The sequence below is a fragment of the Pseudomonas sp. PLB05 genome (genome assembly GCF_021106615.1).
Lineage (GTDB): Bacteria > Pseudomonadota > Gammaproteobacteria > Pseudomonadales > Pseudomonadaceae > Chryseomonas > Chryseomonas benzopyrenica.
The window spans coordinates 16828-33546 of sequence record NZ_JAJOHO010000004.1; the positions used below are offsets into that span (position 1 = coordinate 16828).

Annotated in this window: 14 protein-coding genes; all 14 read left to right on the forward strand. The window is 64.7% G+C overall.

Going from position 1 to position 16719, the window contains the following annotated elements:
* Positions 1–7: 7 nt before the first annotated feature.
* A complete protein-coding gene (gene iolB, locus LRS53_RS17945; RefSeq protein ID WP_231356832.1) occupies positions 8–823 on the forward strand; it encodes a 5-deoxy-glucuronate isomerase in 816 nt (271 codons plus the stop codon).
* 47 nt (positions 824–870) lie between these two features.
* Complete coding sequence (locus LRS53_RS17950) at positions 871–2370, forward strand: CoA-acylating methylmalonate-semialdehyde dehydrogenase (protein ID WP_231356833.1); 1500 nt, start codon at positions 871–873, stop codon at positions 2368–2370.
* A gap of 34 nt (positions 2371–2404) precedes the next feature.
* The gene (locus tag LRS53_RS17955) at positions 2405–3244 is read left to right on the forward strand and encodes a TIM barrel protein (protein WP_231356834.1); all 840 of its coding nucleotides are present in this window, start codon (positions 2405–2407) and stop codon (positions 3242–3244) included.
* 54 nt (positions 3245–3298) lie between these two features.
* Complete coding sequence (iolD, locus tag LRS53_RS17960) at positions 3299–5236, forward strand: 3D-(3,5/4)-trihydroxycyclohexane-1,2-dione acylhydrolase (decyclizing) (protein WP_184291906.1); 1938 nt, start codon at positions 3299–3301, stop codon at positions 5234–5236.
* A gap of 57 nt (positions 5237–5293) precedes the next feature.
* On the forward strand, positions 5294–6304 hold the full coding sequence (locus LRS53_RS17965) for a Gfo/Idh/MocA family protein (RefSeq protein ID WP_231356835.1): 1011 nt from the start codon (positions 5294–5296) through the stop codon (positions 6302–6304).
* 62 nt (positions 6305–6366) lie between these two features.
* Complete coding sequence (locus LRS53_RS17970) at positions 6367–7431, forward strand: Gfo/Idh/MocA family protein (RefSeq protein ID WP_231356836.1); 1065 nt, start codon at positions 6367–6369, stop codon at positions 7429–7431.
* Between the two features lie 169 nt (positions 7432–7600).
* Positions 7601–7771, forward strand: coding sequence for a hypothetical protein (locus LRS53_RS17975; protein ID WP_231356837.1), 171 nt, complete (start codon positions 7601–7603; stop codon positions 7769–7771).
* Between the two features lie 133 nt (positions 7772–7904).
* Entirely contained in the window at positions 7905–8840 is a 936-nt protein-coding gene (locus LRS53_RS17980) for a sugar ABC transporter substrate-binding protein (RefSeq protein ID WP_231356838.1), read from the forward strand.
* A gap of 190 nt (positions 8841–9030) precedes the next feature.
* Positions 9031–10257: a maltoporin gene (locus LRS53_RS17985; protein ID WP_082731542.1), complete on the forward strand. Its 1227-nt coding sequence runs from the start codon at positions 9031–9033 to the stop codon at positions 10255–10257.
* A gap of 148 nt (positions 10258–10405) precedes the next feature.
* On the forward strand, positions 10406–11350 hold the full coding sequence (locus LRS53_RS17990) for a substrate-binding domain-containing protein (RefSeq protein WP_231356839.1): 945 nt from the start codon (positions 10406–10408) through the stop codon (positions 11348–11350).
* 47 nt (positions 11351–11397) lie between these two features.
* A complete protein-coding gene (locus LRS53_RS17995) occupies positions 11398–12951 on the forward strand; it encodes a sugar ABC transporter ATP-binding protein (protein WP_064309334.1) in 1554 nt (517 codons plus the stop codon).
* Positions 12952–13012: 61 nt separating this feature from the next.
* Complete coding sequence (locus tag LRS53_RS18000) at positions 13013–14038, forward strand: ABC transporter permease (RefSeq protein ID WP_231356840.1); 1026 nt, start codon at positions 13013–13015, stop codon at positions 14036–14038.
* A 249-nt stretch (positions 14039–14287) separates the two neighbouring features.
* A complete protein-coding gene (locus LRS53_RS18005) occupies positions 14288–15397 on the forward strand; it encodes a Gfo/Idh/MocA family protein (RefSeq protein ID WP_231356841.1) in 1110 nt (369 codons plus the stop codon).
* 49 nt (positions 15398–15446) lie between these two features.
* Positions 15447–16715, forward strand: a complete 1269-nt coding sequence (locus LRS53_RS18010) for a DUF445 domain-containing protein (RefSeq protein WP_231356842.1) — start codon at positions 15447–15449, stop codon at positions 16713–16715.
* Positions 16716–16719: the final 4 nt, after the last annotated feature.

Sequence of the window (16719 nt, forward strand, 5' to 3'; positions counted from 1 at the left end):
ACCCGCGATGAATCTGCTCGTCAAAGCCGACCGGAGCGCCCGCGACATCGTCAGCGTCCCGGCCGGTGCCCTGGACTATGTCGGCTTCGCCGCCCACCGCCTGCAACCGGGGGAATCCCTGCCGGTGGTGGCGGGTGATCTGGAAGTCTGCATCGTGCTGCTCAGCGGCGGCGCCAGTATCGAAGGCGGGCATCCGCAACTGGGCGACTTCGCCTGGCGCGGACTGGCCGGTCGCCAGAGTGTCTTCGAGGACGTCTCGCCCTATGCCGCCTACCTGCCGCCCGGCAGCGCGGCGCGGGTGACCGCCGACAGCGCCGCTGAAGTGGCCGTCTGCACCTCGCCCGGCAATCCGGTGGTGGCGGACCGGCTGCCACCGCGGCTGATCGAGCCGGCGAGCATGCAGAGATCCACCCGTGGCAAGGGCGCCAATACCCGTTATGTCTGCGACATCCTGCCGGACACGGCGGCGGCCTATTCGCTGCTGGTGGTGGAGGTGCGCACTCCATCCGGGCATTCCTCCAGCTATCCGCCCCATCGCCATGACCGCGACAACCTGCCTTCGGAGAGTCTGCTGGAGGAGTCCTACTACCACCGCATCGATCCGGGGCAGGGGTTCATCTTCCAGCGCGTCTACACCGACGAGCGCGACCTGGATCAGGCCATGGCGGTGGAAGACCACGACGTAGTGCTGGTACCGCGCGGCTATCACCCGGTCAGCGTGCCCTATGGCTATGAGTCCTATTACCTCAACGTGATGGCCGGCCCCAAGCGCGTCTGGAAATTCCACAACGATCCGCAGCACGAGTGGCTGCTGGAGCGGTAAGCCCCCTTCATCAGCCGCACGGCGGCTCAGACACAAGGATGCAGCACATGAGCGAGACCCCCGTCATCGGGCATTACATCAACGGCGAGATCGTGGCCCAGGCCGAGCGTTTCAGCGACGTCTTCAATCCGGCCGAAGGCGTCGTTCAGGCGCAGGTCGCCCAGGCTACGGCGCAGACCGTCGAGCAGGCCGTCGCGGCGGCCAAGGCGGCCTTTCCTGCCTGGTCCGAGCAATCAGCCTTGCGCCGTTCGCGCATCCTGTTCCGCTTCAAGGAGCTGCTCGACCAGCACCACGAGGAACTGGCGGCGCTGATCACCCGCGAGCACGGCAAGGTGCTGTCCGACGCCATGGGCGAGGTGACCCGCGGCATCGAGGTGGTGGAATTTGCCTGCGGCGCGCCGCACCTGGCCAAGACCAGCTACAGCGACAACATCGGTGGCGGCATCGACAACTGGAACCTGCGCCAGCCGCTGGGCGTGTGCGCCGGCATCACCCCCTTCAATTTCCCGGTGATGGTGCCGCTGTGGATGATTCCCATGGCGCTGGCCACCGGCAATACCTTCATCCTGAAGCCCTCCGAGCGCGATCCGTCCGCCAGCCTGCTGCTGGCCGAGCTGCTCAAGCAGGCCGGCCTACCCGATGGCGTGTTCAACGTGGTCCAGGGTGACAAGGTGGCGGTGGATGCGCTCTTGCAGCATCCGGACGTGGAGGCCATCTCCTTTGTCGGTTCCACACCTATCGCCGAATACATCCACCAGGAAGGCACCCGCCGCGGCAAGCGCGTCCAGGCCCTGGGCGGTGCCAAGAACCACATGATCGTGATGCCCGACGCCGACCTGGACCAGGCCGCCGACGCCCTGATCGGCGCCGGTTTCGGCTCGGCCGGCGAGCGCTGCATGGCCATCTCCATCGCCGTGGCGGTGGGTGAGGTGGGCGATGCCCTGATCGAGAAACTCTTGCCGCGCATCGATGCCCTGCGGGTGCGCAACGGCGTGGAAGCCGATGCCGACATGGGGCCGCTGGTAACCGGGCAGCACAAGGCCAAGGTGGAGGGCTATATCACGAAAGGTGTGGAGGAGGGTGCCAAGCTGCTGGTCGATGGCCGCAACTTCAAGGTGCCCGGCGCCGAAAACGGTTTCTTCGTTGGCGCCACCCTGTTCGATGGCGTGACTCCGGAAATGACCATTTACAAGGAAGAGATCTTCGGTCCGGTACTGGGCATCGTGCGGGTGCCGGATTTCGCCAGCGCGGTGGCGCTGATCAACGCCCACGAATTCGGCAACGGCGTCTCCTGCTTCACCCGCGACGGCGGCATCGCTCGCGCCTTCGCCCGCACCATCAAGGTGGGCATGGTCGGCATCAACGTACCCATCCCGGTGCCCATGGCCTGGCATTCCTTCGGTGGCTGGAAGCGATCGCTGTTCGGCGATCACCACGCCTATGGCGAGGAAGGCCTGCGCTTCTACACCCGCTACAAGAGCGTGATGCAGCGCTGGCCCGACAGCATCGCCAAGGGCGCCGAATTCAGCATGCCCACCGCCAAGTGACCCCAACCTCAACGCCCCTGGAGTACAAGAACAAATGAGTCAGCCGCTGCGTTTTGCCTTCAATCGAATCGTTGCCCCCTCTCTAGACCTTTCGGCGTTCATTCGCTTGACCAAGGCCATGGGCAGTGACGCCATTGAAATCCGTAACGATCTCAATGATGTGGAAATAGATGATGGCACTCCACCAGAGCGGGTTCGTGACCTTTGCCAAGGCGAAAGTATCCGCCTGCTGTCCATCAACGCCCTCTATCCCTTCGACGTCTGGAACGACGAACGCCGCGCCCAGACGCTGAAACTGGCTGCCTATGCCAAGGCCTGTGGCGCCGAGGGGCTGGTGATGTGCCCGCTCAATGACCGTACCGACAGCCGCGACGCCGCTCAGCGTGCCCGTGACCTGCGCACGGCCCTGAGCGAGTTGGCCCCCATTCTGCGCGACCACGGCATCCTCGGCTTCGTCGAACCGTTGGGTTTCGAAGAGTGCTCACTGCGCCTCAAGCGGCAGGCGGTGGAGGCCATCAAGGCGGTTGGCGGACTGGACGTGTTCCGTCTGGTGCACGACACCTTCCACCATCATCTGGCGGGCGAGACCGAGTTCTTCGCCGAGCTGACTGGCCTGGTGCACATCTCCGGCGTTGAAGATGCGGACTTGCCTCTTAATCAGATTCGCGATGCGCACCGGGTACTGGTAGGTGAGGCGGATATTCTCGGCAACGCAGAGCAGATCAAGCACCTCCTCGACGACGGTTACCGCGGCTATCTCTCGTTCGAGCCCTTCGCTGCCAGCGTCCATGCACTCGCTGATCCGCAATCAGCCCTAGCGCAGAGCGTAGCCCTGTTGGAAAAACAGGTGGCTGGCGAAGCTGTCGCTGGGTGACGCGCCTCCCGGGTGGGTAACTCCCGGGAGTCTCTAGATCGAAGAGGTGAATCCATGAGCACCCAACGTTTGACCATGGCCCAGGCCCTGGTGAAGTTCCTCGATAACCAGTACCTCAGCGTCGACGGCGTGGAAACCAAGTTCGTCGCCGGCGTCTTCACCATCTTCGGTCACGGCAACGTACTGGGCCTGGGCCAGGCGCTGGAGCAGGATGCCGGTGACCTGGTGGTGCACCAGGGGCGCAACGAGCAGGGCATGGCCCATGCCGCCACCGGTTTCGCCAAGCAGAAGCTGCGTCGGCAGATCTATGCCTGCAGCTCCTCGGTGGGTCCGGGCGCGGCCAACATGCTGACCGCCGCGGCCACCGCTACTGCCAACCGCATTCCGCTGCTGCTGTTGCCCGGTGACGTCTATGCCAGTCGCCAGCCCGATCCGGTGCTGCAGCAGATCGAGCAATTCCACGACCTGTCGATCAGCACCAACGATGCCTTCCGCGCGGTGAGCAAGTACTGGGATCGCATCAACCGGCCCGAGCAGCTGATGAGCGCGGCGATCAACGCCATGCGCGTGCTGACCGATCCGGCCGAGACCGGCGCCGTGACCCTGGCGCTGCCCCAGGATGTCCAGGGCGAGGCCTACGACTATCCCGACTACTTCTTCGCCAAGCGGGTGCACCGTCTGGATCGGCGGCCGCCGGTGGCCGCCGCCATCGAGGAGGCGGTGCAGCTGCTCAAGCGCAAGCGCAAGCCGCTGCTGATCTGCGGCGGTGGGGTGAAGTATTCCGGCGCCGCCGAGGCCCTGCAGCGTTTCGCCGAGCGCTTCGAGATTCCCTTCGCCGAGACCCAGGCCGGCAAGAGCGCCATCGTCTCCAGCCACGAACTCAATGTCGGTGGCATCGGCGAGACCGGCTGCCTGGCCGCCAACCTGCTGGCCAAGGACGCGGATCTGATCATCGGCGTGGGTACGCGCTACACCGATTTCACCACCTCCTCGAAGTGGCTCTACCAGCATCCCGAGGTGGAGTTCCTCAACCTCAACGTGGCCGCCTTCGATGCTGGCAAGCTCGACGGCCTGGCCGTGGTGGCCGATGCCCGCGAAGCCCTCAGCGCCCTGACCGAGGCCCTGGACGCTGTCGGTTATCGCGCCGACTGGGGGGCTCAAGTGGGCGAGGCCCGTGAGCAATACCGGCAGGAAATCGATCGGGTCTACGCCGCACGCTACGACGCGCCCGACTTCGTACCGGAGATCGACGACGACTTGCCGCGAGCGGTGCTGGAGGATTTCGTCCAGCTGACAGGTTCTTCGCTTACCCAGAGTCAGGTGCTCGGCCGTCTCAACGAACGGCTGGACGACGACGCCGTCATCGTCGCCGCCGCCGGCAGCCTGCCCGGTGACCTGCAGCGCGCCTGGCGCAGCAAGGGGGTCAATACCTATCACCTGGAATACGGCTATTCCTGCATGGGCTACGAGATCAACGCCGCCCTGGGCGTGAAGCTGGCTGAACCCGAGCGTGAGGTCTACGCCTTGGTCGGTGACGGCTCCTACCAGATGCTGCACTCGGAACTGGCCACCTCCATCCAGGAGCGCCGCAAGATCAATGTGGTGCTGCTCGACAACATGACCTTCGGCTGCATCAACAACCTGCAGATGGAACACGGCATGGGCAGCTTCGGCACCGAGTTCCGCTTCCGCAATCCGGAGACCGGCAAGCTCGACGGTGACTTCGTGCCGGTGGACTTCGCCATGAGCGCCGCCGCCTACGGCTGCAAGACCTATCGCGTGAAGACGCTGGAAGAGCTCGATGCCGCCCTGGCCGATGCCCGCCAGCAACAGGTCTCTACCCTGATCGACATCAAGGTGCTGCCCAAGACCATGATCCACAAGTACCTGTCCTGGTGGCGCGTCGGCGGCGCCGAGGTTTCCACCAGCGAGAAGATCGCTGCCGTCTCGCAGATGCTCAAGGAGAAGACCGCCCAGGCTCGCCAGTACTGATCGCTTTCGTCCCCGGCTTTCTCACGTAACAACAATTTCAATCGGAGAACAGAAGTCATGACCTTGAACATCGGTGTTATCGGTACGGGCGCCATCGGCCGCGAACACATCCGTCGTCTCAGCCACAAGCTGCTGGGCAGCCGTGTGGTGGCGGTAACCGACATCAACCTCGAACAGGCCGCCCGGATTGTCCAGGAGGAAGGCATTACCGCCGAGGTCTATCCGGATGGCCACGCTCTGGTCGGCGCAGCGGACGTCCAGGCGGTAGTGGTCACCTCTTGGGGCCCGACCCATGAAGAGTACGTGCTGGCCGCCATCGCCGCCGGCAAGCCGGTGTTCTGCGAAAAGCCATTGGCGGTGACCGCGGAAGGTTGCAAGCGCATCGTCGAAGCCGAGCAGGCTCATGGCAAGCGTCTGGTCCAGGTGGGCTTCATGCGTCCCTACGACGCCGGTTATCGCCAGCTCAAGGCGGTGATCGATGGCCAGCGGATCGGCGAGCCGTTGATGATCCATGCCGCACACCGCAATCCCAGCGTGGGCGAAGGCTATACCACCGACATGGCCATCACCGATACCCTGATCCACGAGATCAATGTGCTGGCCTGGCTGCTGGACGATCAGTATGTGTCGGCCCAGGTGGTCTTCCCACGCAAGACCTCACAGGCCCTGGCGCACCTCAAGGATCCCCAGGTGGTCCTGCTGGAGACGGCCAAGGGGGTACGTATCGACGTCGAGATCTTCGTCAATTGCCAGTACGGTTACGACATCCAGTGCGAGGTGGTTGGCGAGCATGGCATTGCCCGCCTGCCGGAGCCCTCCTCGGTGCAGCTGCGCAGCGACGCCAAGCTGTCCAACGAGATTCTGGTGGACTGGAAGCAGCGCTTCCTGCTGGCCTACGACGTGGAGCTGCAGGCCTTCATCGACGATCTCAAGGCCGGCCAGCTGACCGGCCCGTCCTCCTGGGACGGCTACATCGCTGCGGTGACCGGTGATGCCTGCGTCAATGCACAGCGCAGCGGCACCATCGTGCCCATCACCCTGCCAACCCGGCCGGCCTTCTACGGCTGACCCTGACCCCCGGCGGTGCACCGCCTGCCGGGGGTTCTTTGCTGCACGAGGAGAATCGAACTATGCGTGTCGGATTGGTTGGCTATGGCCTGGGTGGCCGTTTCTTTCATGCCCCCCTGATCGCCAGTACCGCAGGCGCGCGGCTGGTCGGCGTCGTCACCCGTTCCCCGCAGCGGCGTGCCGAGGTGGCTCAGGATCATCCCGGGGTAGCCTGCCACGATGACCTGGCCAGCCTGGTCGCCGCCGGTGTGGACACACTGGTGATATCGGCGCCAGTAGCTGAGCGCAAAGCCTTGGTTTTGGAGGCGATCCGGCATGGCATTCCAGTGGTGAGCGACAAGCCATTTGCGCTCAATCTTCCAGATGCCCTGGATATGGTGCAGGCGGCCGAGCGTGCCGGCGTAGCCCTGACCGTCTACCAGAACCGCCGTTGGGATTCGGATGTGCTTACAGTCGCCAAACTGCTGCGCGAAGGCACCCTGGGCACCGTGCGGATCTTCGAATCGCGCATTCAGGTAGCTGAGCCGCACAAAGCCGGTGCCACCAGCGGTGGTGGACTGCTGCGCGATCTCGGCAGTCATCTTGTGGATCAGGCGCTGACGCTGTTCGGGCCGGTAACCCAGGTATACGCTGAGGTGCTATTCCATCAAGGCGATCCTGAGCGGGACGATGAATTCTTCATCTCCCTGAAGCACCAGAACGGCGTGGTCTCACATCTTTCAGGCAGTTGCTTGCAAGGCTGTCCCTGGCGTCTGCGGGTGGTAGGCGAAGGAGGTGTCTACACGGTCGAGGGGCTGGATGGACAGACTCAGGCGCTGTTGCAGGGCCTTTCGCCGCGTAGCGAGAAAGGCAACTGGGGCGCTGAAGAGCATCAGCGCTGGGGCTGGGTCAGTCGGGGCGAAGAACGCGAACGGGTGCCCAGTGAGCGGGGGCGCTGGGATCTCTTTTATGCCCAATGGATGGCAACCCTGACCCAGGAAAGTGCGCCGCCTGTCTCGACCGGTGAGGCACTGGCCTGTCAGGTTGTGCTGGATGCTGCGCGCCAAAGTGCTCTAAGTGGGCAGCTAGTAAAGGTAAATACCGCCCATTCGCTGCCTGACGATCAGACGTTCGAGCGAGCGTGTTGACACTCGCAACAAGACTTGGATAGCTGAGTTTCTGTGGATGTTTCGTTCTATTTTCACGTTGATATGGAAATAAATTTCCAATAAAGTCAGGTGCAGTTGCTGTAACGAGTCACCAGGGTACTGCGCACGTCAGGTGCGTCCCGACAACAATAATGACAGGTGCCGCGACATGAACTCCTCCGCACACTCCACCCATCTTCCGCTCTTCGCCGTTCACCGCCTGCGCATTCGGCGGGATTCACGGCTGCTCGCCTTGCTGGGTCGGCTGTTCTGCCACGAGCGCCAGGGCGTGGTGCTTTGCGCCTCGCCTGGAGCAGCCGTGCTCTTCCGCGCGAGCTGACCTGGGCGGCCTGCGGCCGCCTCCCAATGCCTTATCTCGATAGCCGCGCGCCTGGCTACAGGCGCGTGGGCATCCGATCGCCAGCAAAAAGCCTTACCACCGCAATAAAACAATAACGACTGGAGCTATCTCGATGCGCATGAAAATCCGTTTTGCCACCCTGGCGCTTTCCCTGCTCGTAGCCAGCACGTCCGCCTTGGCCGATCTCAAGGTCGGCGTGAGCATGTCGCAATTCGACGACAATTGGCTGACCTACTTGCGTGAGTCCATGGCCAAGAAAGCCAAGAGCGAGCGCGTCCAATTGCAGTTCGAGGACGCCCGCGCCGATGTCGTCAAGCAGTTGAATCAGGTGCAGAGCTTCATCAGCCAGAAGGTGGACGCCATCATCGTCAATCCGGTCGACACCGCTGCTACCCGCAACATCACCGAGGCCGCGGTCAAGGCGGGCATTCCGCTGGTCTACGTCAACCGCCGACCGGATGAACTCAAGCTGCCTGAAGGTGTGGTCACCGTAGCCTCCAACGATCTGGAGGCGGGCACCCTGCAGATGCAGTACCTAGCAGAGAAGATGGGTGGCAGGGGCAACGTTGTCATCATGCTGGGGGATCTGGCCAACAACTCCACGCACAACCGCACCAAGGGCGTGAAAGAGGTCCTTGCCAAGTATCCGGACATCAAGGTGGTGGAAGAGCAGTCCGCAGTCTACCTGCGCGACAAGGCCATGGACCTGATGAGCAACTGGCTGCTGGGCGGCAAGGAATTCAATGCCGTGGCCGCCAACAACGACGAGATGGCGATCGGCGCGGCCATGGCATTGCAGCAGGCCGGCAAGGCCAAGGGCTCGGTACTTATCGGCGGCGTCGACGGTACCCCGGATGGCCTCTCGGCGATCAAGCGTGGCCTGCTCGCGGTCTCGGTGTTCCAGGATGCCAAGGGCCAGGCCAATGGCGCGGTCGAGGCAGCGATCAAGCTGGCGAAAAAGGAGAAGGTCGAGCAGAACGTCTGGGTGCCTTACCAGCTGATCACCCCTGAGAACGTCGACAGTTTTCAGCAACGTCTGAAGGACTGATAGCTCGCCTCGCTCCAGTCGCTCCAAACCCTTACGCCTTAGCCACCGCCGCGAGCACGAGTCCTGGACCCGTGCTCCGCGAGCGGCTGGGCGGCGTTTGGCTTCCGGGCCGGCAATGGCTCGCTCAAGACAGGCGCCCTGCAGTGCGCCGGTACGTTTCGCCTCATAAATAAAAAATAGAGAGAGCATGATGAACAGAGCTATCACCAGGGTCATGTTGACGGGCTTGTTGGGTGGCACCCTGCCGCTGGCGCACGGCCTGGATTTCTCCGGCTACCTGAGGGGCGGTCTGGGGACGTCCACGGGGTCGCAGTCCCAGCAGTGTTTTCAACTGCCAGGAGCGTCTTCCAAGTTTCGTCTGGGCAACGAATGCGAGCAGTTGGCCGAACTCGCCTTGTCCCACGATCTGCTCAGGCTCGACGACGGCTCGCGCCTCGGGCTCTATGGCATGGTCCAGCTATACAACGCCTATGACCATACGCCGCGCTTCGACGGCGACTTCGGCAGGACCCGTCTGGTCCAGGGCTATGCCTACTGGAACGGCGTACAGGCCCTCAACGGCGGCGCGGTCTGGGCGGGGCGCCGTTACTACAAGCGCAACTCCATCGATATCTCCGACTTCTTCTACTGGAATCAGAGTGCTACCGGTGGCGGCCTGGAAGACATCCCCATTGGGGATCTCAAATACAGCCTGGCCTTCTCCCGCAAGGACAACTTCGACCAGACACGTTACATCAGCCGCTACGATTTCAACGTGGCCGGTTTCCAGACCAACCCCAACGGCCTGCTGGAACTGGGCGCCAGCTACATCGACAAGCCATCGAACATGCAGGACGCGCACAGTGGCTGGTCGGTGACGGCCCAGCACAAGCAGCAGAACTTCCTGAATTGGGGTGGGGTGAATACGCTGGCCCTGCAATACGGCGAGGGGCCCGGGGTAGCGCTGGGTTCCACCGGTGACATCGGCACCCGACGCGACTCAGCCAGCTATCGCCTGGTGGAGTTCTTCGACTGGCAGATCGGTCCGCGCTGGGGTGGCCAGTTGCAATTCGTCTACCAGACCGACAAGCGCGATACGGGTGACCAGCACTGGTTGTCCACCGGCGGCCGGACCGTCTATGGCTTCGCCGAGCAGTGGAAGCTGGCGACCGAGCTTGGCTACGACCAGGTCCAGGCGCCCGGTGGTACCCGCAAGCTGACCAAGCTGACCCTCGCGCCGACCTGGTCGCCGCGCGGGTTGACCTTCAAGAACGCCCATCCCGAGGTTCGCTTCTACGTGACCTATGCCAAGTGGAATCGCGCAGCCCAGGACGCGGCCAACCTGCTGGCGGCGGGGTCGGCGCTTTCCGATACCGGCAGCTTCGGTTCTTCGCTGGATGGCGCCAATCTCGGCGTACAACTCGAGCATTCCTGGTAGACCAGGGTACGACCGGTCGATGCCAGCTATTAAAATTCCAAACTCTATTGATATAGAATTTTTTTTCTAATAGATTGCGAGTCATTGACCGCCAAGGCGGGCACGGATCGCCGTGTACCGCCGCTCCAACAATAAGTAGGTGATGTCGATGTTTCAGAGCCACGCTGCCCGTCCGTCCATTTTCCGTCGTCTGCTACTTGTCTTAGTCCTGGCCTCGCTGCCAGGTCTATCCCTGGCGGAGCTGCGCATCGGCGTTACCGTCGGCAATCTCGACAATTACATCGCCTACCTGGTCCGCGCCATGCAGGACCGTGCCAAACAGGTAGAGGGCGGCGCCACCTTGCAGGTGGAAGACTCTGCTAGCGATGTGGTCCGTCAACTTGGCCATGTCGAGAACTTCATCGCCCAGAAGGTCGATGTGCTCATCGTCAATCCAGCCGATACCGCGGCTACCCGCAAGATCACCCAGCGTGCCACTGCCGCCGGCATCCCCTTGGTCTACCTCAACAGCCGCCCGGAAGTGGAGAGCTTCCCGGCCGGGGTGGTGTTCGTGGGCACCGACGAGCGCGCCATCGGCCAGCTGCAGATGGAGTATCTGGCCAAGCAGATGGGCGGCAAGGGCCACCTCGCCATACTTCTCGGCCGCCTGGCCCATGACGACACCCGCAAGCGTACGGCCGGCGTCAAGGACGTACTGGCCAAGTACCCGGATATCAAGGTGGTGGAGGAGCAGTCCGGCGACTGGCAGCGCGAGAAGGGGCTGGACCTGATGAACAACTGGCTGCTGGGCGGACGCGAGATCGACGCCGTGGCGGCCAACAACGACGAGATGGGCATTGGCGCGGCCATGGCCCTGCAGCGCGCCGGTCGCCGGGACATTCCCGTGGGCGGTATCGACGGCACTCCCGATGGCCTCGCCGCCATCGCGCGCAAGCAGCTGGCCGTGACGGTGCTGCGTGATCCGGTGGCCATGGGCAACGGCGCCGTGGACGCTGCCGTCAAGCTTGCCCAGCACCAGGCGCTGCAGGGTGATCTCTGGATCCCGGTGCATCTCGTCACCCCGGACAACTATCAGCAGTTCCAGCGTCAATGACCTAAACCGCCGGCCGGCTCAGCACGGCCGGCGAGGAGATCGTGATCATGCTCAGTCCTGCCACCCCCGCGGCTGTAATTCCGCTATCGGCCACGGCCGCGCCCAGCGAATACCTGCTAGAAATCGTCGACGTCACCAAGGAGTTTCCCGGCGTCAAGGCGCTGTCCCACGTGCAGCTGCGGGTGCGTCCCGGCACCGTACTGGCGCTGATGGGCGAGAACGGCGCGGGCAAGTCGACGCTGATGAAGATCATTGCCGGCATCTACCAGCCCGATGCCGGCGAGGTGCGGTTGCGCGGAGTGCCGGTGCGCTTCGAGACACCGTTGCAGGCGCTGCAGTCGGGGATCGCCATGATCCACCAGGAACTCAACCTGATGCCCTTCATGACCGTTGCCGAGAACATCTGGCTGGGTCGCGAACCACTCAATGCCCTGCACCTGGTGGACCACGGCAAGATGCGTCACCAGACCCAGGCATTGCTGGACCGGCTGCGCATCGCCCTGGATCCGGAAGACAGCGTGGGCAGCCTGTCCATCGCCGGACGGCAGATGGTGGAGATCGCCAAGGCGGTGTCCTACGACAGCGATGTGCTGATCATGGACGAACCCACCTCGGCCATCACCGAGACCGAAGTGGCGCACCTGTTTTCCATCATCGCCGACCTCAAGGCCCAGGGTAAGGGCATCGTCTACATCACTCACAAGATGGACGAGGTGTTCCAGATCGCCGACGAGGTCGCGGTGTTCCGCGATGGCCAGTACATCGGCCTGCAGCGCGCCGACAGCATGAACGGCGACGGCCTGATCGCCATGATGGTGGGGCGCGAACTGACCCAGCTGTTCCCGGAGCGGACCGCGCCGCGCGCCGAGGTGCTGCTGTCGGTGCGCGACCTGGCGCTGGATGGGGTGTTTTCCGGGGTCTCCTTCGACCTGCGCGCCGGCGAGGTGCTGGGCATCGCCGGGCTGATGGGCTCGGGGCGCACCAACGTCGCCGAGACGCTGTTCGGCGTGACCCCGGCCACCGCTGGCGAGATCCGCATCGACGGTCAGTCGGTGCGTATGAACGATCCCTGCCTCGCCATCCAGAAAGGGCTGGCGCTGCTGACCGAAGACCGTAAGGACACCGGCATCTTTCCCTGTCTGTCGGTGGGGGAAAACATGGAGGTGGCGGTGCTGAAGGGTTTCGCCAGCGGCGGCTTCGTGCAGCAGCAGCGCCTCGACCAGCTCTGCGAGGAGATGCGCCAGCAGCTGCGGGTGAAGACGCCCTCGCTGGACCAGTGCATCGCCAACCTCTCCGGCGGCAACCAGCAGAAGGCGCTGATCGCCCGCTGGCTGATGACCCGCCCGCGCATCCTCATCCTCGACGAGCCCACCCGCGGCATCGACGTCGGCGCCAAGGCCGAGATCTACCGGCTGATCGCCAAGCTGGCCGCCGAGGGCCTGGCGGTGATCATGATTTCTTCCGAACTGCCCGAGGTACTGGGCATGAGCGATCGGGTGATGGTGATGCACGAAGGCACCGTCACCGGCTTTCTCGATCGCGGCGAAGCCACCCAGGAGCGGGTCATGCACCTGGCCTCGGGTAATCCCGTACTGCACTAGCGCGCGTCATGCGCGGCGGGTGCCTGCCCGCCGCCTCCGGCCTATAACGAGGTAGAACAAGATGAGTGCCCTCCTGGACAAGAAAACCGCCGAGCTACCCACCACGCGCCCGCGGCGCCGCATCCCCACCGAACTGGGCATCCTGCTGGTGCTGCTGGGCATCGGCCTGGCCTTCGAGGCCTTCGGCTGGGTCCTGCGCGACCAGAGCTTCCTGATGAATTCCCAGCGCCTGGTGCTGATGATCCTGCAGGTCTCGATCATCGGCCTGCTGGCCATCGCCGTGACCCAGGTGATCATCACCACCGGCATCGACCTCTCCTCCGGCTCGGTGCTGGCGCTGTCGGCCATGGTGGCGGCGAGTCTGGCCCAGACCTCGGACTTCGGCCGCGCGGTGTTTCCCTCGCTGACCGACCTGCCGGTCTGGGTGCCGGTCATGGCCGGCCTCGGAGTGGGGCTGCTGGCCGGCGCCATCAACGGCAGCATCATCGCCGTCACCGGTATTCCGCCCTTCATCGCCACCCTCGGCATGATGGTCTCGGCCCGCGGCCTGGCGCGCTACTACACCGAAGGCCAGCCGATCAGCATGCTGTCCGACGACTACACCGCCATCGGCGCCGGGGCCATGCCGGTGATCATCTTCCTGGTGGTGGCGGTGATCTTCCACATCGCCCTGCGCTACACCAAGTACGGCAAGTACACCTATGCCATCGGCGGCAACATGCAGGCCGCGCGCATCTCCGGCATCAACGTCAAGAAGCACCTGATCATCGTCTACAGCATCGCCGGCCTGCTGGCGGGCCTGGCCGGCGTCGTGGCCTCGGCCCGCGCTGCCACCGGCCAGGCGGGCATGGGCATGTCCTACGAACTGGACGCCATCGCCGCGGCGGTGATCGGCGGCACCAGCCTGGCGGGCGGGGTAGGGCGCATCACCGGCACCGTGATCGGCGCCCTGATCCTCGGCACCATGGCCAGCGGCTTCACCTTTCTTGGGGTGGACGCCTACGTCCAGGACATCATCAAGGGCCTGATCATCGTGGTCGCCGTGGTCATCGACCAGTACCGCAACAAGCGCAAGGCCAAGCGCTAGGGTTTGCACCTTCCCCTCTCCCTGGGAGAGGGCCGGAGGTGAGGGTCGAGCCAGCACCCGATTGCTCTTCCCCCTCTCCCGCTGGGAGAGGGCCGGGGTGAGAGGCCGAGTCACACCTGACCGCTTTTCCCTTCTCCCCTTGGAAGAGGGCCGGGGTGAGGGCGCCCCCACCCCCTAAGGCATCCCTTTTACCCGGTCGGCTACTGGCTTGGCCGGCCGGGTCTTTCTACACCCCTGACGGAGAACGACATGCGCGACATCGGCATCGGTCTGATCGGCACCGGCTTCATGGGGCATGCCCACGCCCAGGCCTTCCATCACGCGGCCAGCAGCTTCGCGCTCCCGGTCCGCCCGCGGCTGGTGGCCCTGGCCGATGCCGATCCGGAGCGCGCCGCTCGCTGCGCCGACGCCTGGGGCTTCACCCGCAGTTGCGACTGGGAGCGCCTGATCGCCGATCCCCAGGTCGAGCTGGTGGCCATCACCACCCCCAATCTGCTGCACGCACCCATGGCCCTGGCCGCCCTTGCGGCTGGCAAGGCGGTCTACTGCGAAAAGCCCCTGGCGGTGAGCCTGGAGGAGGCGGCGCAGATGCGCGACGCCGCGCGCCAGGCCGGGGTGGTCAATCGGGTCGGCTACAACTACCTGCAGAATCCCATGCTCAAGCAGGCGCGCGAGCTGATCGAAAGCGGAGAACTGGGCGAGATCGTCAGCTTCAGCGGCGAATTCAGCGAAGACTTCATGGGCGATCCCCAGGGGCCCTTCACCTGGCGCTGCGAGACCCGCCAGGCCGGCGGCGCCCTGGCCGATCTGGGCAGCCATATCCTGTCACTGGCGCGCTTCCTGCTCGGCCCGGTGGCGGCGCTCTGCGCCGATCTGCACACCGCCCATGGCCAGCGGCCCCATCAGGGTGGCACCCGGGCGGTGGAGATCGACGACCAGGCCCATCTGCTGCTGCGTTTCGCCAATGGCGCCCGCGGCACCCTGACCACTAGTTGGCTCAAGCACGGGCGCAAGAATCGCCTGGCCTTCGAGGTCTGCGGCACCCGCGGCACCCTCAGCTTCGACCAGGAGCGCCTCAACGAACTGCGCCTCTACCAGGTCGGAGACCGTCCGGGCCTGGCCGGTTTCCGTACCCTGCTGGCCGGTCCGCACCTGCCGGACTACGCCGCCTTCTGCCCGGCGCCCGGCCACCAGCTCGGCTACAACGAACTCAAGACCCTGGAGGTCCGCTCGCTGCTGGAGGCCCTGGGCGGCAACCCCGGGCATACCGGTGTCGACTTCCAGGAGGCCTGGGAAGTGGAGCGCCTGGCCCAGGCCGCGCGGCAATCGGCCCAGGAGGAGCGCTGGGTCAGACTCTAGTCTGGGGTAGGATGCTGGGATCATCCCGCGTGAGGATTGTCCCTTTTCCATGACCACACTCTCCGGCGACGGCCTCACCCCGGTCCGCCGCATGAAACTCATCGCACTGCTGCTGCTGTTCCTGGCTGCGGCACTCTACTGCCTGGCCACCGTCCTGGAGGCCCGCCATCCGGCCTGGGGCTATGCCGCCGCCTTCGCCGAGGCGGCCATGGTCGGGGCCATCGCCGACTGGTTCGCGGTGACCGCGCTGTTCCGCCATCCGCTGGGCCTGCCGATTCCCCATACCGCCATCATCCCGCGCAACAAGGCCGGGGTCGGGCGCAAGCTGTCGGACTTTATCTGCCTGCACTTCCTCGCCACGCCCCAGGTGCTGGCCAAGCTGGAAGAACTGGACGCGGCCGGACGCCTGGCCGGCTGGTTGCGCCAGCCGGACAACGCCGCCGCGGTGGCCAGCCAGGCCACTGGTGTCGCCCGCTACTCCCTGGAAGCCCTGCGCGAGGTGCGGGTGCAGGCCTTCATCCGCCGGGTGGCGGTGGAGCGGCTGCAACGCCTGGACGTGGCGGCGCTGTCCGGCGAACTGCTCGACATGCTGACCGCCGACGACCGTCACCAGGCGGTGCTCGACGAGGTGCTGCAGGAGATCGATCGCCTGTTGCAGGACGAGGATACCCAGGCGCTGATCGCCCGCACCATCGGCGGCGAGTTGCGCACCCTCAAGTACCTGGGGCTGGACGAGCGGGTCGGGCGCTGGTCGGCGATCAAGGTGGTGCAGGCGGTGTCGCGCCTGATCGGCGAGATCAGCCACGACCGCGAACACGAGTTACGCCGGCACTTCGATGGCTATCTGGTCGGCTTCATCGAGCGCCTCAAAGAGGACCCGGCCTTTCGCCTGCGCGGCGAGCAACTACGTGATCGGCTGCTTGCGCACCCGGCGCTGGCCGGCTATCTGCAGGAGCTGTGGGACGAACTGGTGAACTGGCTGCAGGCCGATCTCGCCGCTCCGGATTCGCGCATCCGCCGCCGCCTGGGCCGGCTGCTGGCCGAACTGGGCGAGACCCTGAGTCGCGACGAAGCCATGCGGCGCTGGATCAACGAGCAGCTGATGGCGGTGGCACCGCCCTTCATCGACCGCAACCGCCAGCGCATCGGCGACTACATTGCCGCCCGCGTGGCGGCCTGGGATACCGGCGAGCTGGTCCAGCAACTGGAGCAGAGCGTCGGCAAGGACCTGCAATTCATCCGCATCAACGGTACCCTGGTGGGCGGCTTGGTGGGGCTGGTGTTGCATGCCCTGACGGTGTGGTTGGGGGCGGGGTAGGGGG

Excerpts from the sequence above, each read along its gene's own strand:
- iolB (WP_231356832.1), top strand. The coding sequence starts at position 8 with ATGAATCTGCTCGTCAAAGCCGACCGGAGCGCCCGCGACATCGTCAGC.
- LRS53_RS17950 (WP_231356833.1), top strand. The coding sequence starts at position 871 with ATGAGCGAGACCCCCGTCATCGGGCATTACATCAACGGCGAGATCGTG.
- LRS53_RS17955 (WP_231356834.1), top strand. The coding sequence starts at position 2,405 with ATGAGTCAGCCGCTGCGTTTTGCCTTCAATCGAATCGTTGCCCCCTCT.
- iolD (WP_184291906.1), top strand. The coding sequence starts at position 3,299 with ATGAGCACCCAACGTTTGACCATGGCCCAGGCCCTGGTGAAGTTCCTC.
- LRS53_RS17965 (WP_231356835.1), top strand. The coding sequence starts at position 5,294 with ATGACCTTGAACATCGGTGTTATCGGTACGGGCGCCATCGGCCGCGAA.
- LRS53_RS17970 (WP_231356836.1), top strand. The coding sequence starts at position 6,367 with ATGCGTGTCGGATTGGTTGGCTATGGCCTGGGTGGCCGTTTCTTTCAT.
- LRS53_RS17975 (WP_231356837.1), top strand. The coding sequence starts at position 7,601 with ATGAACTCCTCCGCACACTCCACCCATCTTCCGCTCTTCGCCGTTCAC.
- LRS53_RS17980 (WP_231356838.1), top strand. The coding sequence starts at position 7,905 with ATGCGCATGAAAATCCGTTTTGCCACCCTGGCGCTTTCCCTGCTCGTA.
- LRS53_RS17985 (WP_082731542.1), top strand. The coding sequence starts at position 9,031 with ATGAACAGAGCTATCACCAGGGTCATGTTGACGGGCTTGTTGGGTGGC.
- LRS53_RS17990 (WP_231356839.1), top strand. The coding sequence starts at position 10,406 with ATGTTTCAGAGCCACGCTGCCCGTCCGTCCATTTTCCGTCGTCTGCTA.
- LRS53_RS17995 (WP_064309334.1), top strand. The coding sequence starts at position 11,398 with ATGCTCAGTCCTGCCACCCCCGCGGCTGTAATTCCGCTATCGGCCACG.
- LRS53_RS18000 (WP_231356840.1), top strand. The coding sequence starts at position 13,013 with ATGAGTGCCCTCCTGGACAAGAAAACCGCCGAGCTACCCACCACGCGC.
- LRS53_RS18005 (WP_231356841.1), top strand. The coding sequence starts at position 14,288 with ATGCGCGACATCGGCATCGGTCTGATCGGCACCGGCTTCATGGGGCAT.
- LRS53_RS18010 (WP_231356842.1), top strand. The coding sequence starts at position 15,447 with ATGACCACACTCTCCGGCGACGGCCTCACCCCGGTCCGCCGCATGAAA.